Raw genomic sequence first — 21,938 nt, 5'->3', positions numbered from 1 at the left:
TGGGAAAAGAGGTGTGCATGAAATGAAATTCCTGCCTGCTGCCAAAAGTAAACGTTGGTTTCTCTGGATGACCGTTTATGCCATTCTGCTATGGCTTCTTTTCCCTCTGCACCGATTTGTGATGCTGGCCCAAGAAATGGATACCACACTCTTACTGCGCTTTGCTCTTTTTTCCGTAATAGTGGCAGGCATCGTCAACACTTTAGGCTGGCTCGGAGCACGTCTGCTCTGGGTATTTAGTACGGCGGGAATAATCATAGGCGCGGCATTTATGCTGGGCTACACCTACAAAGAGATGTCCGGTTGGGAGGATCTCGCAGGCTTCCTCGCATTTTCCTTATTTTCATGTGCCGGATTTGCACTGGGTTTATTAGCGGAAGGTATTCGTCTGCTGTATACGCGAGCATCGAAGTCTTGAATGGAAGAGGTGAAACGCTGTTGTCCAATTCTTTTCTAACCAAAAATGCATTGTCCCATTCTTTAAAAGAACTAATGGAGCATACACCGCTCAATAAAATTACTGTTAAACAACTAGTGGACCATTGCGGACTAAACAGACAAACCTTTTATTATCATTTTCAGGATATATTTGATTTGCTAGGTTGGATCTATAAGACTGAGGCTGTCGAAAGCCTCGCCCAGTATCGCAGCTACAGCACTTGGACGGACGGTTTTTATAGAATCTTCTGCTATATTGAGCGGAATAAATCCTTTTGCTGTAACACGCTAAATTCACTAGGCAGAAATCACCTGGATGCATATCTGTACGAGGTGACAAACGATCTCATCATGGGGGTTATAAACGAGCTGTCCTCCGGGATGGAGGTTTGCGAAGAAGACAAGCATTTTATAGCCAATTTCTATACGCTAGCCTTCACAGGCCTAATCATTCAGTGGATGAGAGAAGGCATGAAGGAACAACCGCACCATATGATTGAGAAGCTAAGTGATCTAATTGAAGGAAATTTTCTGAAAGCTTTACACAAATATGAGAACCATCCGTTGTAACCTTTGGTTGCAGCGGTTTTTTTTGTCTAAAAACTAGACAGATCACCCATAATGACAAAAATCCAGACACTCTAAAGAGTTTGATTATACCTTCAAAATAGGAGTTGGTTTACATTAAGAGTGTGATTATTTAAACAACTACTTGGAGGCGACCATTGTGAAAAAAGAGTACGGTAATAGACAGGTTTATTTTGTCGGTGGCGGAATTGCATCCCTAGCGGGCGCTGCTTACCTGGTCAGAGACTGTGATTTTCCGGGACAAAACATTCACATTATTGAAGAGATGAAGATTCTTGGTGGTAGCAATGACGGCGCAGGTGACGCTGAACATGGTTACGTTGTCCGCGGCGGCCGTATGCTCAACGATGAAGCTTATGAAAATCTCTGGGAACTATTAACAACGATTCCTTCTGTCGACCGTCCGGGGTTGTCTGTGCGGGATGAAATTATTGCTTTTGATACCGCTAATCCAACACACTCAAACGCCAGACTAGTAAATAAAGACGGCAAAGTAGAAGATGTATTGTCCATGGGTTTTGATATGGCTGATCGTCTCGCTATGGGCAAGCTGATTATTACACCAGAAGATAAAATGGGGAAAGCGCGTATCAACGACTGGTTCGCCCCTCACTTTTTCACAACTAACTTCTGGTATATGTGGGCTACTACTTTTGCATTTCAACCTTGGCACAGCGCTGTAGAGTTTAAAAGATATATGCTCCGTTTCTTCCATGAATTCCCAAGAATTCAAACACTGGAAGGCGTAACCCGCACTCCTTATAACCAATATGATTCCATCATTCTGCCTTTGCACAAATATCTTGAACCATTCGGTGTCGATTTCACACTGAAATGTACAGTGACTGATCTGCAGTTCAAAAAAGGTGACGGAATTACCGTAACCCAAATGAATGTAGTGCGCGAAGGTGTCAAAGATGTGATTGATGTAAAAGAAGATGATCTCGTGATTATCACAAACGGTTCTATGACCGAAGGCTCCAGCCTTGGTTCTATGACTTCTGCTCCACGCCTTAACGGCAAGGGAAGCTCGTGGAAATTATGGGAAAACATCGCTTCCAAGAAACCAAGTCTTGGCAATCCTTCTTCGTTCGATGATCATGTAGACGGTTCGAAATGGGAGTCCTTTACTGTAACGTTCCATGACTCCAAATTCTTCGATCTGATGGAAAATTTCACACGTAACCGTGCCGGCACAGGCGCTTTGGTCACATTCAAGGATTCGAGCTGGTTTATGTCCGTTGTACTGGCCTACCAACCGCATTTCCGCAATCAACCTGAGCATGTTAAAGTGTTCTGGGGTTACGGACTGTATCCAGACAAAGTTGGGGATTTCGTGAAAAAGAGAATGTGTGATTGTACCGGCGAAGAAATCATGCAAGAATTGATCGGTCATCTTCACTTTGAAGAACATAAGGACGAGATCATGGCTACCGCCAACTGTATTCCTTGCATGATGCCTTATATCACTTCTCAGTTCATGCCTAGACTCAATAGTGACCGACCAAAAGTTGTCCCTGAGGGTTCCACGAACCTGGCCTTTATTGGACAATTCTGTGAAATTCCAGATGACGTTGTATTCACTGAAGAATACTCCGTGAGAGCAGCGAGAATTGCGGTATATACTCTACTTGGTATCGAACGGCCTATCGAGCCAATCAACCAATATCAATACGATGTACGTACACTATTCTCAAGCTTTGTTACATCTTTCAGATAAAACAACAATCAGCAGCGAGCGCTTCCGGATATCGGGAGCGCTTGTTTTTGAGTGTGGGAAGCAACAAAAGAACAGTTTTATCGAAACACAAAAGAGCTGAGGGCTCCCTCAGCTCTTTTGTTTTACTCGAATCTAAACTTTAAATATTGCAAGATCCATCTGCGCAGCCATCATCGGTGGATACTTCAGAATTCCCCTTACCAACCACTTGTAATGTTGGCCCTGCTTGTTCCTCCGCCCACACAGTATCCAGTACCTCTGTAAATACAGGACCTGGTTGTGCACCAGATAAAGCATATTTATTGTTGAATACAAAGAAAGGTACACCGGTAATATTAAGACGGCTTCCTTCTTCAATATCGCCATTAACCTCATTCGCAAAAGCATCCGTTTCCAGCATTGCCGCAGCTTCTGCTTGATCCAGACCTACTTCAGCAGCGAGTGAAGCCAGTACACTGCGATCTCCAAGATTTAATGAATCCGTAAAGTAGGCGCGCAGCAGACGTTCGGACATTTCTGCACCTTTTCCCTTTGTGCTTGCAAAATGACTCAGTCGGTGACTGTCAAAAGTGTTGGTATGCTTCACTGTATCAAAATTAAATTCCAAGCCCACATCTTTAGCTTGCTCCGCTAGTTGTGCGTTCATTGCTTTTGCCTTTTCGACGGTCATCCCGTATTTGGTAGCCAGCAGCTCATGAATACTCTTGTCTGTACTTACCTCTGCATGTGGATCCAGTTGAAAGCTACGGAATACTACCTCCACTTGATCACGGTTCGGGAATTGGCTTAGCGCATTCTCCAACCGTCTTTTGCCAATATAACAAAAAGGACATGCATAATCGGACCAGATATCTATTCTCACGAAAAAACCTCCTAATATTATTGATAATTTGTAGCTGCTATATAAGAGTAATAACTAAATATACGTCACTTACTATTATATAGTTAAAAACTCAAAATTACAAACTTAACTTTTATTAAAATAACATTTATAGACGTGAATGTTAAAGCAAAAAGTAAACGAAAGTGGTATATACGCTCCCCTTCAGGGCAGATAGAATAAAGTTAACACCAGAAATTCCGAAGGGAGATCCCCATATGCATGATGTATCTATAGTGATACCTACCCGTAACCGTATAAACGACCTTACAGTGTGCATAGAGTCTATTAGCAAGCAGACACAGCTAGAGAATGTCTCCATCGAGCTCTGGATTGTAGATGACGGTGAGATTCCTGTAGAAAGATTAACCTATTATCGTAACATACTGAACAAATTGCCACAGGCTGAGTTTCGATATCATCGTAAGACTAATCCGGGACTCTGGCTTTCCCGTTATGAGTCACTTGGATTAGTAAATGCTGAAATTGTGCTTCATTTAGACGATGATGCAGAATTAGATGATTCCTTATATATTCGACGATTACTTGATACTTATGCAGCGGACGATTCAATTGTCGGTGTAGGCGGTGTGGCAAAAGGCATGCGCAGCAGCAAACCGGGCCGGCTGTTTGGCATGCTGACCGGACAAATGTCCGGATCCCCGGGCAGATTATCCCCAAGCATGTTTGCAGGCTCCCTATTCCTGTGGGGAGAGAAGGAGCAGGTTTTTGAGACAGATTTTTTTCACGGCTGCAATATGTCATTCCGGCGCTCAGCATTACAAGATATGAAACCCTATCCCTGGATGACAAGTTACTCCATTGCCGAAGATATTTACTTGTCCCATTTGGCTAGCCGTTATGGCAAGCTTGTCATTAACCCGGCTATGAAAATCATTCATCATGAGTCGCCGGGTTCTCGGGATAAGGCGGGCGTTGTTGCAAGAGCTACTGCCATCAATCATTATTATCTGCTCAACTTACGTAAAGCACCCCCTATGAATTATGCCGCTTTGATCTGGACGTTAACCTGTCTGACAGGCAAAGAAACTCTCAAACGAAATTTCAAAGCCGTTAGCGGTTATGCCAAGGGAATCCTTTTCGTAATGAATCCTCGTAAAAACAAATACCGTGAATACATGCTAGATTAGCTTAATAGCTACCTCTATATTCACAGCGTTGCTCCGAATCAGATTGCGGGGCTTTTTTTTCGTGCAGACGGAGTTGTACCTAAATATGCCATGAAATTAATTTCCATCAACTTCTGATCTAGGGTATGATAGTGATAATGTGTTTTAGAAACTAACTTTATGGATGGTGGAATATGTTCAAGAACAAAAAAACGACGTTGATCCTCGTTGTTATCCTCATCGTCGTCATAGCTGTCGGCGCTTGGCTAATTACTAAAAATAAGGATGACAAAGCGACGGAAACACCAGGTGGCGCAACAGCTTCAGGAAAAGGCGAAGCCAAGTCACTCTCACAGACCTTTTATATCTATGACACGGTCGTGAATATCAAAGTGTTCGGAGAAAATGTAGCCCAAAAAAATATGGATGATATCCAGCAAATGCTGGAGCGAATGGATATGGAGCTTAGCCGTACAAAAGAAGGCGGCGAGGTTTACGCAGTCAATCAAGCAGCAGGAAAAGAAGCGGTTGTCGTTTCGGAAGAGACCTTAGATGTTGTAAAACAATCGGTGCAATATGCAAAAGAAATGGACGGGCTATTCGATCCCACGATTGGTCCGCTGATCGACCTCTGGAACATCGGTAGTGGCGGGGATAAAGTCCCTGATCCAGCAGCTATCGATGCAGCCAAGAGCCTAACCAATTACAGAGACGTTGAAATTGACGAAGCTGCTAAGACCGTGAAGCTACTGAAGGAAAATATGGTACTGGATCTTGGAGGTATCGGCAAAGGGTATGCTGCTGACCGTATCGCTGATTATTTAAAAGAGCAAGGCCTTAACAGTGCAATGATCAACCTCGGCGGCAGCAGTATTATTGCGTTAGGTACGAAACCAAACGGAACGGATTGGAATATTGGCCTGCAAGACCCTGATCAAAGCCGCGGCACACAGCTAGGAACGATTAAAATCGCGGATGAGGTCATCGATGCTTCTGGTGTTTATGAACGTTATTTTATGCAAGACAATGTTCGTTACCACCATATTCTTGATCCACGCACAGGTTATCCTTCTCAGAACGGTCTCAAAAGCTTGACCATTATGAGCCCTAATGCAACAGATGCGGACGCTTTGTCCACTGGGGTATTCTTGATGGGGATCGAAGAAGGCATGAAATATCTGGAGTCGTTACCTGAAGATGTAGAGGCTTTCTTTATTACCGATGACAACAAAATCTACGCCACACCAGGCATTAAAGAAAGAATGAATCTGACTGACCCTACGTACAGCTTCGCTGATTAAATGAAATAGAGCTTGCCCCCATAAAGCCATTATTGGCTTTGGGAGGCAAGCTCTTTTGTTGTGGATAAAGGTTCTTTGGCGTAGCTGAGGGATATTCATCGCCCATTCATCGTCCAGCAGCCTGATAATCAGGGAAAACCTCCCTGAAAATCACCCGAATATGGCTATAACCGTGCTTATTTAGGTTTTATTAGGGAGGAAATCCCCAATAACCTCAATTTCGCGCTCTAACCGGTTAATTTCAGGGAGTTTTTCCCTAATTAATTCCTGATCAAGATTTTTGCAGCACCAAAGGCAACTCGCTAAATTCCTTATAATTCGTGAAAATATAACTAGGCTTATGATCCGTAGCCGGCTGTCTGCCTCTCGGATTATACCAGCAGACCTTCCAGCCAGCCGCAAGCGCTCCTACTACATCATTAGCCCAGGTATCGCCAATATAAAGTGAATGGTCTGGTGAAGTACCAGACTTCTGATTTACATGCAAAAAGAGTTGCGGATCTGGTTTGGCCAGACCTACAGCGTCAGAAATAAAAATCATCTCCTCGGGGATCATCTGATCCAGACCTAATCCGCGAATCTTTTTCATTTGATGATCTTTGGGTCCATTCGTAATGATGCCTACTTTATGACCAGCAGTAATGAACCTTTCCAATTGCTCCCGGACTCCATCTATCATTTGAATGGTGTACTGACGGCCAATGTAAGCCGCTTGTACCGCCGTGGCTTGATCACGATCAAGCTGTAAACCATACTCTGTAAAAGCAAGCTCCAATCGGCGTACCCTTGTCTCCTCCAGCGGAATTTCTCCACGTAAATACATAGGCCATAATACATCACTATGATGTCTTACTTTATAAAATAATTCCGCAAAGTCCAGACTGCTCTCATCCGGTTTAAGTACTTGACGCACCGCTTCTTTAAAAGGAATCAAATGATCATATAAGGTATCATCAAGGTCAAAAAAGATTGCCAGCTTATTACTTGTATCCACTTTAACGCCCCTTACTCGTCTTTCTCTCTAGCTTTAGAAAAAAAGGTTATAGGTATAAAAATCATCATCCCGAATGTAGCCATGCGCTTCATATAAACGCTGTGCCCCCACATTCGCCGTCATTGTTGTCAGGGACAAGCCCTTCGTATTCGTAGCGAGCGCATGAGCTCTGGCACTTTCCAGCAGCTTGGAGCCGAGCCCATGACCTCGCAGTTCCGTAGTTACATATAGATCATTCAATATCCAGAGACGCTCCATAGAGACCGATGAAAAAGAGGGATAGAGCTGAGTGAAGCCCCACGCTCGTTTCTCCTCGCCTTCTCCCCCCACCGCAATAAAGATTACCGATTCGTTCAGCTTCAATCGATCTGATAAAAAAGCACGTGCACCATCCAGATCAGAGACTGCCCCATAAAATACCCGATACTCATCAAACAATGGGATAAGCCGTTCCAAATCATCATAGATCACACGTTCAATACGATAGTTGTTCATCCTCAACGCTCACTTTCCGGCTTGGGCCGTTTTAACGTTATTGTATATTTCAGCCGTACCGTGCACCATGGAGCGAACGCCAGATCATTTGGACAATTATTCTTATTCTTTGGAATCGTAGAACACATGCCGGGCACTGACTTTACCCTCTTCGATATCCAAAATTCCGATGGAATACAGTTTCTCACGTCGTTTATCCGTTGGCGATCCTGGATTAAAGAGCAGAATCCCATTCTCTTCCCGCAATAAAGGCTGATGCGAATGACCGAATAAAATACAATCCACCTTATCGTTCGCAAAAGCAAGCAACGCATTCCCGTCCGTTCCTTTGCGGGAGTGTGGCGTATGACCATGGACCATTCCGATCCGGACTCCCTCAAGCGTTAGCAGCTTACGCTCCCCGAAACGCTCGATGATCTCTATTCCATCGTTATTCCCAGCAATCCCTTCCACTGGAGCCAATTCAGCCAACAAATCGTAGATTCCCATACTCACCCAATCTCCAAGATGTAGAATCAAGTCTACATTCCGGAATTCAGCAACAAGTGCTTTGGGCAGAGACTTAGCCATTCTTGTCATATGTGTATCTGATACCACGCCTACTTTCATATAACTCAGCTCCTAATCTATCATACTCATCTCATATTCAAATAATTGTACGATTTGCTTAAACGAGAAGCAAGTTCTGTGACTTCTCCCACACAGAAAAGCCGGGTACACCCCACTAACACAGGGCATATCCGGCTGCCATTAAGTAATTCCAAAGAAATCATTTATGCTTACTACCTTCTACAGTATTTAGCATCCCAACTCAGTTCTCTCTATCCTGCCAATTCCATAATCTTACTTCTTCAACATGAATATTACTGACCCATTTTTCTTCCTTTAACTTGAGCAACTCTTTAACCGGACCGGTTACGACAGCTCCATACAGCCTAACTCCGTTCTTCTCCAGATAACTAATGGAGTCATCCAGATCAATAAACGGAATTACCTTGTTGGCGATCGATTTATGCTCCTGCATTAAGTGCAGTGTCTTAAGGAAGTTCGCATTACGAAGTTCACCATCCCCATATGAGTCAACAGATGGAGAAACACTCGTGCGGCTAGTCCCCCCTCCAAACCAACCCCACTTTTTCTTTGACTCTTGTGTCACCTTCATATCATCGGCATGCCAGATGGGCGTACTTGGAAATCCTAAGGGATCATTTATTACTGGCTCTTGTGTCCTTGGACCTGTATCTGCTGCGAACCATAAAAGCTCAAGATTTTTATGCTGAAACTTCTTCAATAGCTCATCTGTCGTAAAAAATTGTTCAAAAGACAAATAGGCTTCTCCTACCGTACCTTCAGGGAGCTTTTCTAGTTTTTCCCACTCACTGCTGTCATCCATCCTATTTTCTGCAGACTGGCTCTCAGTGGGATAGATAAAGTAATTACCTGTCCCACTGCGTTCATATGTCCATGAATAACTATATATTCTGGGCCAGCCTAATAGAAACTTCATCGAATAATCTCCAACATTAATCCGCGCATCACCAATTTGTTTTATTATTTCACCCTGCAGATTCATACTAAAAAACGGTCCGGAATCGCTACTCAAATGGACGATTGTATTCGGCTGTGAAACAGCAATTGCGGAAGAAACGACATCACGGTAAGTCTCTCCTCTTTCTCCAGTGCCATAAAATACCGCTGTGATGATACTGCTGACGATCAAAAAAATCAAAAATGCAGAAATCACCGTCAAAGTATTTGATATACGTGCTTTCCACTTGCCACGGCGGATGATCTTTTTTTCTTTGCCGGGTCTGTTTCTTTTACCCTTTCCGAATTTTATGCTCTTCTCCTCTTCTGAAGCCGGCTTTTCTTCGCCCATCAGTTCATCCAGATAGGCCTGGTAAGCTTCCATCTTCTCTAGCTCACGTTCAACCTCATCCCTATCCTCATCAGCAAGAGTGCCTTCGCCATACCTTCTTAACTTCTCCTTAAACTCTTCACTCATGTTCATTTCTCCTCCGCTCTGCCTCACGCAGCTTCTGTCTGGCCCGAAAGATCAATATCTTATATTGGGACAAGCCCACATCCATAATGTCCGATGCTTCCCGATAACTCAGCCCATGAAAATCATGCAGCAGCAGTGCATTTCTCTGATTGTCCGGTAGCTCACCTACTGCTATCCTCATCTCTTCCCAACGTTCCTGATGAAGCAGTGTGCTTTCTGTGGTATCTGGATGAGCAAGCTTTTTGAAATAATCCTCACTCTGAACTGTACTGCGGCCTTCCTTTCGCTTGTAATCTACGAAGGCGTTATAAGCGACACGGAACAACCATGGCTTAATCTTCTCTTCTTTACAATCCTCCAAATGTAGATAAGCGCGATAAAAGGTTTCTTGCATCAAATCTTCAGCCGCATAATGATCACCACAAAGGGAGCGCAAATAGCGGTAAATATCCATCACATACATCTGATATATTTCATCCAATGACTTTCGCTTCATGCACTCCCCCCTTAACCTAACCACGTATCCCAGCCTGAAAAGTTACAGATAAATTTAGCAACTAGTATGAATATACCAGTAATTCCATGGAAAAAAGCGAAAAAAAGCCTGCTGGCAGGGAGTATTACTCCTGCCAACAGGCTTTTTAATTCACCAAGTTACTCTGCTTACAGAACAACTTCAACTTCTTTGAGCATTTCGCTAACGGATATTAAACCGCCACCGGACAAATACCAGTAGTTAGGATCCAAGTAAATGATTTTACCGTTTTTAAAGGCATTTGTGTTCTTCACTAGATCGTTTTCAACTGCTTTTTTAGCTGAGCCGGCTTCGCCGCCATCACTCTTCACAGCCGCATCTCTGTCCACTACAAACAGATAATCCGGATTCTTATCCGCTACATATTCGTAGGATACGCTTTGTCCGTGAGTGGATACTTCAATTTTATCATCAGCCTGTGCAAATCCGAACACATCATGGATAATCCCAAAACGGGAACCTGCACCGTAAGCACTGATTTTTCCTTCATTCGCAAGAATAACAAGTGCTTTTTTGCCATCAGCTGTTGCCTTCGTATTCAAAGCTTTGATGGAATCATTGATAGTCGCAAGCTCAGTTTCTACTTCTGCTTCTTTTCCAAAAATTTGACCCAGCATTTTCACGTTATTCGTAAAAGATTCCATGTAGTTTGCATTATCTACAGCCACATACAGAGTAGGTGCAATTTTGCTGAATTCTTCGTAAGAATCCTGTTGTCTGCCGGAAATGATGATCAGGTCCGGAGAAAGACTGTTTATTTTTTCGAAGTCAGGCTCTTTCAAACCCCCAACATTCTCATATTTAGCATCGTTATATTTAGAGAGATAAGCCGGTACATTACTTTGAGGCACTCCAGTCACCTCTACACCCAGTTTATCCAGCGTATCCAGTGTACCGAAGTCAAAAACAACCACTTTTTGCGGATTGCTTTTGATAGTTGTTTCGCCAAGCGCATGCTTGAAAGTAAGCTCTGTCGGTGCTGTAGTAGCTTCCGTTGTTGGTGCTGTAGTAGCTTCCGAATTGCCTGCCGCTGCTGTGTTGTTATTTGAAGTTGCTGCATTATTGGAGCCGCAAGCCGCCAAGATTACCGCAAGAAATACTGTCATAATCAGTAAAGATAAGTTCTTCTTCAATGTATTCACCCCTAATTTTTATAGTGAAGCTATTTGAATTATTCGCGTATGCGTTAAGAAGCTGGCGCCTTTCACTTCTTACGTTACGTCATAATAATATCCGCATAGTAATAGTTACCTTTTTAGAAATAGACACCGATTTTTCGGCCTCCTATAGTTTCAATAGGAATGTCCATGTCATATACCTCTTTAAGAACTGCAGAATCTATAATTTCATCCGCTGTACCCGAGGAAGCTACTCTTCCATTTTTAAGCGCAACAATGTAGTCAGAGTAACAAGATGCAAAGTTAATATCGTGGATAACGAGCACAATCGTCTTCCCCTTCTCGTCCACCAAGCGGCGAAGCACCTTCATAATTTGGACGGAATGCTTCATATCAAGGTTGTTGAGCGGTTCATCGAGCAGAATGTACTCTGTATCCTGAGCCATAACCATGGCAATATATGCCCGCTGGCGTTGTCCTCCACTGAGCTGATCAATATATTTATCCTGCATCTCTTGGAGATCCATGTAAGCAATCGCTTCGTCAACGAACGCCCGATCCTCCGGACTCAGCTTCCCCTGTGAATACGGGAATCTCCCAAAAGAAACGAGCTCCTTCACAGTGAGGCGTACGCTAATATGATTGGACTGCTTTAACACCGATATTTTACGAGCAAGCTCATTACTTTTGCAGGTACCGATTTCCTTACCTTCGATCAGCACCTCTCCTGCGTCTTTGGAGATAAGTCTGCTGATCATGGAGAGCAGTGTACTTTTACCCGCACCATTTGGTCCGATAAACGAGGTGATTGCGCCTTTTTTGATGGACAAGGACACATCATCAACGACGGTTACTCCGCCATAACGTTTGGTTAAATTTTTAACTTCTACCACGACTTATTCTCCTTTAACAGCAGATAGACGAAGTAGACGCCGCCTGCAAAATTGATAATCACACTAACCGTAGTATTGAATCCAAAAACACGTTCGACCAGGAACTGCCCGCCGACAAGCGCAACAATGCTCAGCAGAATCGTTCCAGGAATCAGATAGGCATGCTTATAGGTACGGAACAGCTGGTGTCCCACATTAGCTACCAACAAACCTAAGAAAGTAATTGGTCCGACTAGAGCCGTCGAGATCGAAACGTAGATAGATACAATAACTAGCAGCCTTTTGACCACATAGTCATAATTGATGCCCAGATTAATGGCTTCATCTTTTCCAAGCGAAATAACATCCAAATACTTAACAAATCGCAAGAAATACAACGTAGTTAGCGTCAGAACAATGGTGGAAAGAATCAATAGGTCACTGCTGACATTGTTGAAGCTGGCGAACATTTTCCCCTGTAGAATCAGGAATTCGTTCGGATCAATAAGCACTTCCATAAAAGAAGACGCGCTCTGGAACATCGTCCCCATGATCAGCCCTACCAGCAGCAGGAAATAAATATTTTGTCCTTCCCTACGGAACATTAGCTTATACAATACGCCTGAAAACAGGACCATGAGACACGCAGAGAACAAGAAGTTGATGTTTTTATTCATAAAGGTCATATTCGATGAACCTAAGGCATATACACCGAACGTCTGGATTAACATGTACAGGGAATCGAGCCCGAGAATACTTGGTGTCAAAATACGATTGTTCGTGATGCTCTGAAAAACTACGGTAGAGACAGCTATCACAGCTCCGGTAATCAGAATGGCCGCCAGCTTTCTTCCCCGGCTGGGCAGAACGTAGTCCCAATTTCCCAAAGCATGATACGTCATAAACAAGACGATGAGGGCGACAGCACTTATAGATAATATAGTTAGTTTTGTCTTCATCTCTAGTTCGCCTTTCTTCTCATCAGCAAGTAGATAAACAGACCACTACCGATGACGCCTACCGTGAGACTGATTGATATTTCATATGGATAGATAATGAGCCTGCCCAGAATATCGCAGAACAGGAGGAACACCGCTCCGAGAATGGCTGTATGCGCCAGACTTTTTTTGAGGTTATCTCCTATGTACAACGTTACAATGTTAGGTACTACCAGACCCAGAAATGGAATCGTACCTACGGTTAAAATGACAACAGAAGAGATTAACGCTACAATTACCAATCCCACGTTGACAACCGCTTTGTAATTCATGCCAAGATTAACGGAGAAATCCTCGCCCATACCGGCTACCGTAAATTTATTAGCGAAGAGATACGCCAGAATGACAAGTGGAATGCTGATATAAATTAATTCGTATTGGCCTTTGATAATCGTTGAGAAATCTCCAAGCATCCAAGACGAGATATTCTGAATCAAATCATTTTTATACGCAAAAAATGTTGTAATCGAGCTTACAATGTTGCCGAACATGAGTCCGACCAGCGGGATAAAAATACTATCCTTGAACTTGATCCGATCCAAGATTCTCATAAAAATAAAGGTGCCCAATAGTGCAAAAACAAAAGCAACCAGCAATTTCTGCATTGGCGTTGCGCCTGTGAATAACATGAGGGATACGAGAATACCAAATTTCGCGGAATCCATCGTCCCTGCCGTAGTCGGGGAGACGAATTTATTGCGTGACAGCTGTTGCATAATTAATCCGGCAATACTCATGCTGACTCCAGCGATAATCAATGCGGCTAACCGGGGAATCCGGCTTACTAGCAAGGTCTGTGCTTGAGATTCCGTAAGATGAAAGAGATCTAATGGGGATATATCTTTAACGCCTATAAACAAAGATATAAATGAAAATACTATTAGAAGTAGGGACAAATATTTTAGTTTCATGAGTTGTTCCTTATCTGTTTAATAGTTTACACATGCGATTTTATGATAATGATTTTCATTCGCAATGTTTTAAATTATACCTAAGCCCACTTTGAGGGTCAACCCTTTCATATACTTAAATTTAAAATAATTAAGACTTAGGCTTATCTGCTTAAGTTACCTAAAAAAAGACACCCTAACGGGTGCCTCTTTAATCTTTGCCATATTTTTAGCGCTAAGCTATAGGATTTATTTATATTTCTTCCAATCCTGATTACTGTTCTCCAGCAGATGTGCAAAATCATTATCCAACCGCTTCTGCTCAGCCTTGCGCTGATCTTCCACTGCCTTACGGGCAGCTTCTTTACGGTCATTTTCCTCCGCTTTCAACGCATCAGATTGCGCCTTCAGCTTTCCTAGAACATCACTGCTTAGCAGATCTTTTAACGTAGCAGGGCCATCATTCGTAGCGGCTCTTGGTGTGGTAGGCATTTTCTTTTTTTTAGCCACTGTCCATCATCCTTTCTAGTACTGAATTAAATTGGAATTTGTTTAAGTTATTGGTCTTTTCGTTTATAATGTTTACTAAGAGGTGAGCCCTATGAAGTCCAATGATTTATGTCCCCGGCTACAAAAAAGTATGGATATTATCGGCAGGCGTTGGACTGGTTTAATTATCTACCAGCTCCTTCAAGGACCCCAACGTTTCAATGTAATTGAAGCGGCATTGCCCATCAGTGGAAGACTGCTCTCCGAACGGCTCAAAGAGCTGGAACAGGAAGGGATCGTTCTTCGAGAAGTGTTCCCAGAGACCCCCGTGCGGATCCAATATTCTTTGACGGATAAAGGTCTTGCCCTGGAATCAGTCATCCGAGACTTACAGAGTTGGTCCAAAGAATGGGTCGATTGTGACACCGATAATCTAAATTCAACTCTCAAAATGTAAGCGTTTTATATGAGGCGTTAGATTTTAAGGCCGACAATGACTAAATCACGCTCTATACCGTCAAGTTCAGCCACACCAGGCAGCATTCCCCACTCTTCAAAACCAAACTTTTTCAACAAACCAAGGCTTGGATCATTATGTCCAAATACAAAGCCGACTAGATTCTTAATTCCGAGACTAGGGGCTTTCTCAATGGCCTCTGTCAGAAGAATTCTGCCCGCACCACCACCACGGAACTTTTCATTCACGTATACACTGATTTCTGCTGTTGCATTATACGCTGGACGACCATAGAAGGATTGAAAACTGAACCATGCAGCAATTTCATCTCCTTGCTTCAGTACCCATAAGGGACGGTGATGGCTATTATGCTCAAGAAACCATTTCTCCCGGTCTGCAACAGTAATGGGTTCCAGATCTGCAGTTACCATCCTCCCAGCAATCGTTGAGTTATAAATATCTACAATAGCTGCTAAGTCTGCAGATGTTGCATCTTCAATTCTGCTGTTCTCCCAATTCATCCCTTAATTCCTCCAAATGTATTAATTAACTCAGGCCGACCTGCTCCTGGCTCCATTGCCACAGCCGTTCGGCTTCTATTGTATTCTGCGCTCTGGGAGACAGTTGTTTAATCTTTCTTCGATAATAATATTGACCGGTTACCTCTCCAAGATCGGGATCTGTAGCCAAATAAATCGCTGTATCGGCACCTTGTTCAGGTGTTAAGAAAAAGTATGAGAGTAACTTAAGTACCGACTTGCCGAAACCAGTCTCCCGGTTTACACCTATATTCGTCCCCACTGCTCCTGGATGCAGGCAATTCACCGTCACCCTTGTTCCGTGAAGACGCGAAGCCAGCTCCCGCGTGAAGAGAATATTGGCTAGCTTGGATCGGGCATAGGCTTTTGCAGGATTAAAACGGCGAGCGAGAGTTGGATCTTCATAATGGAGCGCACCTATCTTGTAAGCACCAGAGGCAACCACAATGATACGGCCTTGCTCTGCTGCCTGCAACGACTCAAGTAACAGATTGGTAAGTAGAAAATGCCCCAAATGATTTACGCCAAGATCCATCTCAAAGCCGTCCTTCGTAAGCTGACGCTTAATCGTGACTACCCCGGCGTTATTGATAAGTATGTCTAGCATCGGATATTTCATAGTGAATTCCTCAGCAAAGCTGCGAATGCTCTCAAGTGAAGCCAGATCACACAACATGAGCTCGATATCCTCGGAGTGGCTCTTTTGTTTGGCGGCAGCAAGTGCTTCTTCTCCCCGCTGGCGATTACGGCAAACCATAATAACTTTAGCTCCCTTGCGAGCCAGTTCAACTGTTGTGGCCAGCCCCATACCGGAATTCGCTCCGGTAACAAGTGCGATTGTTCCTCTCATTGCAAGAATCACTCCTCTCTCAACAACCGTACCCGAATAAGCTTCAGCCTAACCTTAGGAGAAGTATATTTAAAGATATGTTACACCAACTAGTAGGGTTAAGAAAAGCTTCATGTCATGATTAGCCAACGATAGTTATAGTTCGTCAGGTGCGTCTGGTCTATTTTTGATCTATAATAGGAATATTGCAGTTCTAATCGTGAAGTTGAAAGGGGAACACCAACTATGAATAATGCTCTGACAAGCCTAGAGCAGCAAATGGCAGGCGAAGGTCTGGATGCCCTGCTCGTAACAGATCCTAAGCATGTCTACTACTTAACCGGCTTCGCCAGCGATCCGCATGAACGTTTTCTGGGTCTGCTGCTGATACGCGGAGAAGAGCCTATGCTCATTCTGCCTGCATTGGATGCAGAAGCAGCTCAAGCAGCCTCTTCGGTCACCAAAATCCTAACTCACACTGACACTGATAATCCCTATAACCTGCTAAAAGATTGTTTCGGCAGCAGTAAGCTAGGTACTCTCGGCATAGAAAAAGAACATTTCTCAGTAGCCCGTTTTGAGCACCTAACCGCTGCTGTTCCAGCTGAAAGGTTTAGTGATATTGGTCCATTGCTGCGCAGCATGCGCTCCAAAAAGACCCCGGATGAAGTTAAGCGCATGAAACATGCCGCTGAGCTAGTTGAGGAAGCCTTGCGCCGCGTTCTTACCCACGTAAAAACAGGCGTTACAGAAAACGATCTAGTAGCGGAGCTAGAATATCTAATGAAAAAGGTTGGCGCTTCCGGCCCTTCCTTCGACACTATGGTGCTTTCTGGTCCGAAAACTGCCCTGCCTCACGGTGTTCCGGGCAACCGGGTCATTCAACCCGGCGACTTCCTGATGTTTGATATCGGGGTGTATGCCGATGGTTATGCTTCTGATATTACACGTACCTTTGCTATTGAATCCGTGGACGACAAGCTAGTCACTATCTATAACACTGTGCTGGCTGCCAACGAAGCTGGGATCGCTGCCTCCAATCCTGGAGCACCTTTCGGCTCAGTCGACAAAGCTGCACGTGATGTGATTGAAGAAGCTGGATTCGGAGAATATTTCTTACACCGTGTCGGACACGGACTGGGCATGGATGTTCATGAATATCCATCACTTCACGGACAGAACGACGACATTATCGAGATCGGCAATGTGTTCACCGTTGAGCCAGGAATTTATGTGCCTGGACTAGCGGGTGTACGTATCGAAGATGATCTGATTATTACAGCTGAAGGTGCAGAGACCTTAACAAGCTTCCCTAAGGAACTGACTATTCTTCATTTGTAGAAAAGAATTACAAGCCATAGCCAAAAACACAGAGCAGCGATTCCTCCAATAAAGAGAGAATCGCCGCTCTGTGTTTTTTTAAATTCAAACCTGTGTTCCCCACATCCCGCGAACCAACTTAGCCTCTTTCACCATCCTGCCGATCAGCTCCGCGACTGTAGGAATATCTTGGATCATTCCTGTCACTTGACCTGCCCAGCCGATGCCCTCTTCTTTGATATCATCATAGATCCAGCGCTTGTTGGCTGCACCACTGATATACTCTTTTAATGCTTCATAGGTCGGTGTCACGCGCTCGATTTCAAGAATTTGATCAATGTAGTCACTACGTAACACTCGTGCGGGTGCTCCAATAGAACGTTTGATTACAACCGTATCCGACTCTGAGCTTTCTACTAAAGCTTTTTTATAAGAAGCGGCCGCATGAACACATTCCACTGTAGCAACGAAACGAGTGCCCATTTCGATTCCTTCAGCCCCAAGTGCATGAGCAGCCATCCATCCACGGCCATCTCCGATCCCTCCGGAAGCAATCACAGGAATATTAACCGCATCAACCACTTGGGGAACGAGCACCATGGTTCCAACATCGTCACGCCCTAAGTGGCCCCCTCCCTCATGCCCAACAACAATAACCGCAGAAGCCCCTAATTGTTCAGCCTTTTGGGCTTGTCTGCGTGAGGAGACGAGCACGAGTGTTTTAATATCGGTGGGCTGTAACATTTCCAGTATAGGGGCTGGATTCCCTCCAGTGAGGCTCACCACGGGAACCTGCTCTTCGATGGCGACCTGCACCCGATCTTCATAACCAATCCCATGCATGCCGATAGCAAAATTAACACCAAATGGTTTGTCCGTTAGTGTTCGTACCCGACGTATTTCTGCACGTAAGGCCTCCGCATCCGGAAGACTCATTGCTGTGACCTGACCCAGTCCACCGATATTTGAAACCGCAGCCGCAAGGTCTGCATAACCTAAATAAGCAAGTCCTCCTTGAATAATAGGATATTCTATGTGCAATAACTCCGTAATACGGGTGTTCCATTTCATCTTCATCTACACCTTTCCTATCTTTAAGCAAAGCAGAATCACGGCAATTAAAAGGGCAGCTCCCCCTACCAGATAATCTATTTGCTGAAATTGCAGTCTTTTAAAAGAAGTCCTTCCTTTACCATTCCCATAAGCACGCGCATCAATTGCATAGCTCAGCTGTTCAGCACGTTGAATCGTTGTGAAGAGCAGAGGAATAATGATCGGAATGTACGCATATATCCGTTTAGGCAGTGATAATACTGTGAGATCATAACCTCTAGCCTTTTGTGCGAGAAGGATACGATCAAGCTCCTCCTTGATGGTAGGAATAAAACGGATCGCAATCACTATCATTAAAGAGAACTGCTCTACGGGTACCCCCAATTTGGACAGAGGGGCAAGCAGCTTCTCCAGACCATAAGCTAAGTCTAGCGGTTTAGTAGTTAATGTCAGAATTGAGGCCAACAAGATGAGCAATATAATCCGCCATACAAAACGTAATCCTATCCGCAATCCCTCTTCAGTCACCTCGATAAAAAACCATGACCAGAGAATCGTCCCCTTGGTGAACACGGCATTGTAAACAAAAGTAAATAATAAAATAAATAATACCGGCCGTAGCCCTCGCCAAAAAAAATGCACAGGAACTTTAGACAGTAATAACATTCCCAATACAAAAAAGGTTGCAACAACATAACTAAGCCCCGTACCAAGCATCATAAAGCTAAGCATGAGCATCACGATACTTACAAGCTTTGTACGAGGATCTAAACGATGAAAAATCGAATGTGTCTCCACATATTGACCGACTAATACGGAATCAGCCATGCCCTTGCCCCCTCGAATGCCAAATCGGCAAAATCGCTTCGAAGATATCCTGCTCTTTACAGCTGGCAACTTCAATCTTCTGACCAGATAATTCCTCCACTAGCTTCAAGAGCTGTACGGGTTCAGGCAAGGATAGTCCAAGTTCCAGCAGTAATTCTTCCTTTTCCAGAAACAATGTTCTGGTATCATGATGCCCTTTTAACTGACCTTCATGAAAAAGCATGACCTCATCTGAGAATTCGGCAACATCACCCATCTGATGCGAAACGAAGAGGATGGTGCGATTGTCTTGTTGCTGCCATTCCTTTAGTAGCCTCAGCAAAGACACTTGGCTAGCTGGATCGAGACCCGCTGTCGGTTCATCCAATATCAGCAGCTTCGGATTTGTCATCAGTACAGAGGCAATAGCTACACGGCGCTTTTCACCACCACTTAGCTGGAATGGATTTAAGGGGAGAATCCCCTCTGGCAAACCCACTTGCGGCAAGATCATTTCAATCGCCTCTGTAATTTGCTGACGTGAAGCACCCTGCTGATTCAGAGCAAAAGCAAGCTCCTTATGCACCGTTGTTTCGAATAGCTGATGCTCCGGATATTGAAAAACGAAACCCAACTCGGGGACAACCTTTAAGCGTCCTTTAGCATCTCTGCTGGCAGGCTGCTGGTTAATCCAATAGTCTCCTTTTACGGTGGGAATCAAGCCCTTCAGCACTTTGACAAAGGTAGACTTTCCTGCGCCTGTTGGACCGATAATCGAAATCCATTTGCCTTCAGGAATAGTGCAGTTTATATTGCGCAAAGCCACATGATCGGCATAGTTCACACTTAGATTTTTTAATTGGTAGACCATTGTGATCGAATTATCCCCTTCCAATCGGCTGTTAGCGGTGCTGCTGAATGGAGCAATGTATGTACACGCACTGCGAAGGGCAGTTGTAATTGATAGTCCGCAACAGGCATGGATTCAAAAAAAGTCAGTGGATCGCCGTCAAACTCAAGTCGTCCTTGGTGCAGGAGCAATACGCGTTCTGCTGCAAGCACTTCCTCCATATGGTGGGTGATATGAATTAGGGTCAGGCCTTGACGATGCAGCTCTTGCATGATAGAAAGAACCTGCTGTCTTCCCTGGGGATCAAGCATTGAGGTAGCCTCGTCAAAAATAATGACTTGCGGGCGCATCGCCAATATAGCTGCGATAGCGACACGTTGCTTTTGACCTCCAGATAGCTGATGTGGCATAGCCTCCAGATAATCCTCCATATGAACGGCCTGTAAGGCATGATCCAATCGGCTGCGCATTTCCTCCCTCGGCACACGGATATTCTCCAAACCAAAAAGCACCTCATCCATAACGGTTGTGGTGATAAATTGATCCTCTGGATTCTGAAAAACAAAACCGATTTGCTGATGAATCTCCGCAAGATCTGTTGGTTTTGCTGTGTCCAAGCTCTTAAATTGTACAGTCCCTTTTCGCGGCAGCAGCAGTCCGTCCATGAGCTTTGCAATAGTGGATTTGCCAGAACCATTCGCCCCGACTATCGCCACAAACTCCCCTGCGTCTATCGTAAAGCTAATATCCTCCAGAAGAGGTTGTCCCTTTTTATAATAAAAACAAACTTGATCGAAGGTAAGCATTTATTCAGTCCCCTTTTGACGGTGCCAAGCAGCAAAAAATGCCTCAATGCTATTCTCGGAAAATGCAGGTGCAGGCTTCTTCCATTTTGTCACTTTTGATCCATTCACAGCAAAGATTTCACCGGTTAAATCCGCGTCGGACTCATTCAATAATGCAGTCACGAAGGAAGCAATAGCCTCCGGGTCACCTATTCTCCAAAAGTCAGGCAAAGGTTCATTACGACTGAAATATTTTTCCTTCAAATGGTCAATTATAGGTCTGGTCATATCCGTTAATGCCGCTGGAGAAATCGCATTGACCCTAATCTGGTCACGTTTCAGCTCTGCTGCGAGCGTCCACATCATGCCCAGTATTCCAGCCTTGGCTGCACTGTAATTCACCTGACCCACGGAACCTGCTAGTCCAGCAGCAGAGGTCATCAACAGGATATCCCCACCTGTTTCACGCATATGTGGTAATACTCGTTGAATGCAATAATAAGTGCCATTTAAATGCACATCCAGAACATTCTTCCACTGTTCATCCGTCATACGTTGACATTTCTGATCCTGCACAATTCCCGCGTTAGCTATCAACACCTCGATACGACCGTATCGGGCAATGACCTCACCTACCATGGCAGTGACTGCGGCGGAATCGGCTACATTAGCAGCGTACCCTAGTGCCTCTCCGCCTGCCTGGCGGATCTCGCGAACAACCTCATCAATTAAGACTTGTTTCGTACCATTTACAACCACTATATAACCTGACTTGCCAAGTTGCATGGCGATACTACGTCCGATCCCTCTTGTTGCTCCAGTAATTAAGGCTACTCTAGTCATCA

General features: G+C 44.3%; 25 protein-coding genes. 7 read left to right on the top strand and 18 right to left on the bottom strand.

All coding sequences use genetic code 11. From position 1 onward, the window contains the following. The first annotated feature begins 22 nt into the window (after positions 1 to 22). From MHB37_RS06230 to MHB37_RS06220, 3 genes are all read left to right on the top strand, one after another. Positions 23 to 418, top strand: a complete 396-nt coding sequence (locus tag MHB37_RS06230) for a hypothetical protein (protein WP_405169047.1) — start codon at positions 23 to 25, stop codon at positions 416 to 418. A gap of 20 nt (positions 419 to 438) precedes the next feature. After that, a complete protein-coding gene (locus MHB37_RS06225; RefSeq protein ID WP_036681438.1) occupies positions 439 to 1,008 on the top strand; it encodes a TetR/AcrR family transcriptional regulator in 570 nt (189 codons plus the stop codon). A 157-nt stretch (positions 1,009 to 1,165) separates the two neighbouring features. Continuing rightward, a complete protein-coding gene (locus tag MHB37_RS06220) occupies positions 1,166 to 2,746 on the top strand; it encodes an oleate hydratase (RefSeq protein WP_076128088.1) in 1,581 nt (526 codons plus the stop codon). A 139-nt stretch (positions 2,747 to 2,885) separates the two neighbouring features. On the opposite strand, the gene MHB37_RS06215 is transcribed toward MHB37_RS06220, so the two are convergent. Continuing rightward, on the bottom strand, positions 2,886 to 3,608 hold the full coding sequence (locus tag MHB37_RS06215) for a DsbA family oxidoreductase (protein ID WP_076142179.1): 723 nt from the start codon (positions 3,606 to 3,608) through the stop codon (positions 2,886 to 2,888). Positions 3,609 to 3,844: 236 nt separating this feature from the next. Here MHB37_RS06215 and MHB37_RS06210 point away from each other — a divergent pair, with 236 nt between their 5' ends. Together MHB37_RS06210 and MHB37_RS06205 are read left to right on the top strand one after the other, a co-directional pair. Next, positions 3,845 to 4,777 (top strand): glycosyltransferase family 2 protein, encoded by a 933-nt coding sequence (locus MHB37_RS06210; protein WP_340395141.1) that lies wholly within the window; start codon positions 3,845 to 3,847, stop codon positions 4,775 to 4,777. 173 nt (positions 4,778 to 4,950) lie between these two features. Next, a complete protein-coding gene (locus MHB37_RS06205) occupies positions 4,951 to 6,057 on the top strand; it encodes an FAD:protein FMN transferase (protein WP_076128094.1) in 1,107 nt (368 codons plus the stop codon). A gap of 271 nt (positions 6,058 to 6,328) precedes the next feature. Here the strand turns inward: MHB37_RS06205 and MHB37_RS06200 are convergent, their stop codons facing one another. The 10 genes from MHB37_RS06200 to MHB37_RS06155 form a co-directional block, all read right to left on the bottom strand. Next, entirely contained in the window at positions 6,329 to 7,051 is a 723-nt protein-coding gene (locus MHB37_RS06200) for an HAD family hydrolase (RefSeq protein ID WP_405169046.1), read from the bottom strand. Between the two features lie 33 nt (positions 7,052 to 7,084). Continuing rightward, positions 7,085 to 7,546 (bottom strand): N-acetyltransferase, encoded by a 462-nt coding sequence (locus MHB37_RS06195; protein ID WP_076142175.1) that lies wholly within the window; start codon positions 7,544 to 7,546, stop codon positions 7,085 to 7,087. A 102-nt stretch (positions 7,547 to 7,648) separates the two neighbouring features. Next, on the bottom strand, positions 7,649 to 8,155 hold the full coding sequence (locus MHB37_RS06190) for a metallophosphoesterase (RefSeq protein WP_076128097.1): 507 nt from the start codon (positions 8,153 to 8,155) through the stop codon (positions 7,649 to 7,651). A 202-nt stretch (positions 8,156 to 8,357) separates the two neighbouring features. Further along, positions 8,358 to 9,551: an anti-sigma factor gene (locus MHB37_RS06185; protein WP_405169045.1), complete on the bottom strand. Its 1,194-nt coding sequence runs from the start codon at positions 9,549 to 9,551 to the stop codon at positions 8,358 to 8,360. Further along, the gene (locus tag MHB37_RS06180) at positions 9,544 to 10,047 is read right to left on the bottom strand and encodes a sigma-70 family RNA polymerase sigma factor (protein ID WP_036681849.1); all 504 of its coding nucleotides are present in this window, start codon (positions 10,045 to 10,047) and stop codon (positions 9,544 to 9,546) included. The genes MHB37_RS06185 and MHB37_RS06180 overlap by 8 nt, the downstream gene beginning before the upstream one ends. Positions 10,048 to 10,214: 167 nt before the next feature. After that, positions 10,215 to 11,219: a siderophore ABC transporter substrate-binding protein gene (locus MHB37_RS06175; protein ID WP_282579687.1), complete on the bottom strand. Its 1,005-nt coding sequence runs from the start codon at positions 11,217 to 11,219 to the stop codon at positions 10,215 to 10,217. A 122-nt stretch (positions 11,220 to 11,341) separates the two neighbouring features. Then, a complete protein-coding gene (locus tag MHB37_RS06170) occupies positions 11,342 to 12,097 on the bottom strand; it encodes an ABC transporter ATP-binding protein (protein ID WP_036681845.1) in 756 nt (251 codons plus the stop codon). Beyond that, positions 12,091 to 13,035, bottom strand: a complete 945-nt coding sequence (locus MHB37_RS06165; protein ID WP_036681842.1) for an iron chelate uptake ABC transporter family permease subunit — start codon at positions 13,033 to 13,035, stop codon at positions 12,091 to 12,093. The genes MHB37_RS06170 and MHB37_RS06165 overlap by 7 nt, the downstream gene beginning before the upstream one ends. Positions 13,036 to 13,037: 2 nt before the next feature. Continuing rightward, on the bottom strand, positions 13,038 to 13,985 hold the full coding sequence (locus MHB37_RS06160) for an ABC transporter permease (protein WP_405169044.1): 948 nt from the start codon (positions 13,983 to 13,985) through the stop codon (positions 13,038 to 13,040). Between the two features lie 228 nt (positions 13,986 to 14,213). After that, a complete protein-coding gene (locus MHB37_RS06155; RefSeq protein ID WP_036681837.1) occupies positions 14,214 to 14,474 on the bottom strand; it encodes a YqkE family protein in 261 nt (86 codons plus the stop codon). A gap of 91 nt (positions 14,475 to 14,565) precedes the next feature. On the opposite strand from MHB37_RS06155, the gene MHB37_RS06150 reads away from it, so the two are divergent. Beyond that, positions 14,566 to 14,910, top strand: coding sequence for a helix-turn-helix domain-containing protein (locus MHB37_RS06150; protein WP_076128100.1), 345 nt, complete (start codon positions 14,566 to 14,568; stop codon positions 14,908 to 14,910). Positions 14,911 to 14,927: 17 nt separating this feature from the next. On the opposite strand, the gene MHB37_RS06145 is transcribed toward MHB37_RS06150, so the two are convergent. Both MHB37_RS06145 and MHB37_RS06140 read right to left on the bottom strand, forming a co-directional pair. Beyond that, positions 14,928 to 15,431 carry a GNAT family N-acetyltransferase gene (locus tag MHB37_RS06145; protein ID WP_076185721.1) on the bottom strand — a complete coding sequence of 168 codons (504 nt, stop codon included), beginning with the start codon at positions 15,429 to 15,431 and terminating at the stop codon, positions 14,928 to 14,930. A 25-nt stretch (positions 15,432 to 15,456) separates the two neighbouring features. Then, positions 15,457 to 16,299, bottom strand: coding sequence for an SDR family oxidoreductase (locus MHB37_RS06140; protein ID WP_076142168.1), 843 nt, complete (start codon positions 16,297 to 16,299; stop codon positions 15,457 to 15,459). Between the two features lie 225 nt (positions 16,300 to 16,524). On the opposite strand from MHB37_RS06140, the gene MHB37_RS06135 reads away from it, so the two are divergent. Continuing rightward, positions 16,525 to 17,619, top strand: coding sequence for a Xaa-Pro peptidase family protein (locus MHB37_RS06135; protein ID WP_076128106.1), 1,095 nt, complete (start codon positions 16,525 to 16,527; stop codon positions 17,617 to 17,619). Between the two features lie 84 nt (positions 17,620 to 17,703). Here the strand turns inward: MHB37_RS06135 and MHB37_RS06130 are convergent, their stop codons facing one another. From MHB37_RS06130 to MHB37_RS06110, 5 genes are read right to left on the bottom strand one after another with little or no spacing between them, the layout of a single operon-like run. After that, positions 17,704 to 18,669: a nitronate monooxygenase family protein gene (locus MHB37_RS06130; protein WP_076142180.1), complete on the bottom strand. Its 966-nt coding sequence runs from the start codon at positions 18,667 to 18,669 to the stop codon at positions 17,704 to 17,706. Positions 18,670 to 18,675: 6 nt separating this feature from the next. Next, positions 18,676 to 19,479 (bottom strand): energy-coupling factor transporter transmembrane protein EcfT, encoded by an 804-nt coding sequence (locus MHB37_RS06125; protein WP_076142167.1) that lies wholly within the window; start codon positions 19,477 to 19,479, stop codon positions 18,676 to 18,678. Further along, positions 19,472 to 20,329 carry an ATP-binding cassette domain-containing protein gene (locus MHB37_RS06120; protein ID WP_076185725.1) on the bottom strand — a complete coding sequence of 286 codons (858 nt, stop codon included), beginning with the start codon at positions 20,327 to 20,329 and terminating at the stop codon, positions 19,472 to 19,474. Before MHB37_RS06120 ends, MHB37_RS06125 begins: the two co-directional genes overlap by 8 nt. Then, entirely contained in the window at positions 20,314 to 21,114 is an 801-nt protein-coding gene (locus tag MHB37_RS06115) for an energy-coupling factor transporter ATPase (RefSeq protein WP_076142165.1), read from the bottom strand. Before MHB37_RS06115 ends, MHB37_RS06120 begins: the two co-directional genes overlap by 16 nt. Beyond that, positions 21,115 to 21,936 carry an SDR family NAD(P)-dependent oxidoreductase gene (locus MHB37_RS06110; RefSeq protein ID WP_405169043.1) on the bottom strand — a complete coding sequence of 274 codons (822 nt, stop codon included), beginning with the start codon at positions 21,934 to 21,936 and terminating at the stop codon, positions 21,115 to 21,117. Positions 21,937 to 21,938: the final 2 nt, after the last annotated feature.

The sequence above is a fragment of the Paenibacillus sp. FSL H3-0286 genome (assembly GCF_045040705.1).
Lineage (GTDB): Bacteria > Bacillota > Bacilli > Paenibacillales > Paenibacillaceae > Paenibacillus_AQ > Paenibacillus_AQ odorifer.
Note: the sequence above shows the minus strand (reverse complement) of the source record. Positions and strands in the feature narration are given on the sequence as shown.

Coding starts and splice junctions, on each gene's coding strand:
- MHB37_RS06230 (WP_405169047.1), top strand. CDS start 23: ATGAAATTCCTGCCTGCTGCCAAAAGTAAACGTTGGTTTCTCTGGATG.
- MHB37_RS06210 (WP_340395141.1), top strand. CDS start 3,845: ATGCATGATGTATCTATAGTGATACCTACCCGTAACCGTATAAACGAC.
- MHB37_RS06205 (WP_076128094.1), top strand. CDS start 4,951: ATGTTCAAGAACAAAAAAACGACGTTGATCCTCGTTGTTATCCTCATC.
- MHB37_RS06195 (WP_076142175.1), bottom strand. CDS start 7,546: ATGAACAACTATCGTATTGAACGTGTGATCTATGATGATTTGGAACGG.
- MHB37_RS06190 (WP_076128097.1), bottom strand. CDS start 8,155: ATGAAAGTAGGCGTGGTATCAGATACACATATGACAAGAATGGCTAAG.
- MHB37_RS06185 (WP_405169045.1), bottom strand. CDS start 9,551: ATGAGTGAAGAGTTTAAGGAGAAGTTAAGAAGGTATGGCGAAGGCACT.
- MHB37_RS06180 (WP_036681849.1), bottom strand. CDS start 10,047: ATGAAGCGAAAGTCATTGGATGAAATATATCAGATGTATGTGATGGAT.
- MHB37_RS06165 (WP_036681842.1), bottom strand. CDS start 13,035: ATGAAGACAAAACTAACTATATTATCTATAAGTGCTGTCGCCCTCATC.
- MHB37_RS06160 (WP_405169044.1), bottom strand. CDS start 13,985: ATGAAACTAAAATATTTGTCCCTACTTCTAATAGTATTTTCATTTATA.
- MHB37_RS06150 (WP_076128100.1), top strand. CDS start 14,566: ATGAAGTCCAATGATTTATGTCCCCGGCTACAAAAAAGTATGGATATT.
- MHB37_RS06145 (WP_076185721.1), bottom strand. CDS start 15,431: ATGAATTGGGAGAACAGCAGAATTGAAGATGCAACATCTGCAGACTTA.
- MHB37_RS06140 (WP_076142168.1), bottom strand. CDS start 16,299: ATGAGAGGAACAATCGCACTTGTTACCGGAGCGAATTCCGGTATGGGG.
- MHB37_RS06135 (WP_076128106.1), top strand. CDS start 16,525: ATGAATAATGCTCTGACAAGCCTAGAGCAGCAAATGGCAGGCGAAGGT.
- MHB37_RS06130 (WP_076142180.1), bottom strand. CDS start 18,669: ATGAAATGGAACACCCGTATTACGGAGTTATTGCACATAGAATATCCT.
- MHB37_RS06125 (WP_076142167.1), bottom strand. CDS start 19,479: ATGGCTGATTCCGTATTAGTCGGTCAATATGTGGAGACACATTCGATT.
- MHB37_RS06120 (WP_076185725.1), bottom strand. CDS start 20,329: ATGGTCTACCAATTAAAAAATCTAAGTGTGAACTATGCCGATCATGTG.
- MHB37_RS06115 (WP_076142165.1), bottom strand. CDS start 21,114: ATGCTTACCTTCGATCAAGTTTGTTTTTATTATAAAAAGGGACAACCT.
- MHB37_RS06110 (WP_405169043.1), bottom strand. CDS start 21,936: ATGACTAGAGTAGCCTTAATTACTGGAGCAACAAGAGGGATCGGACGT.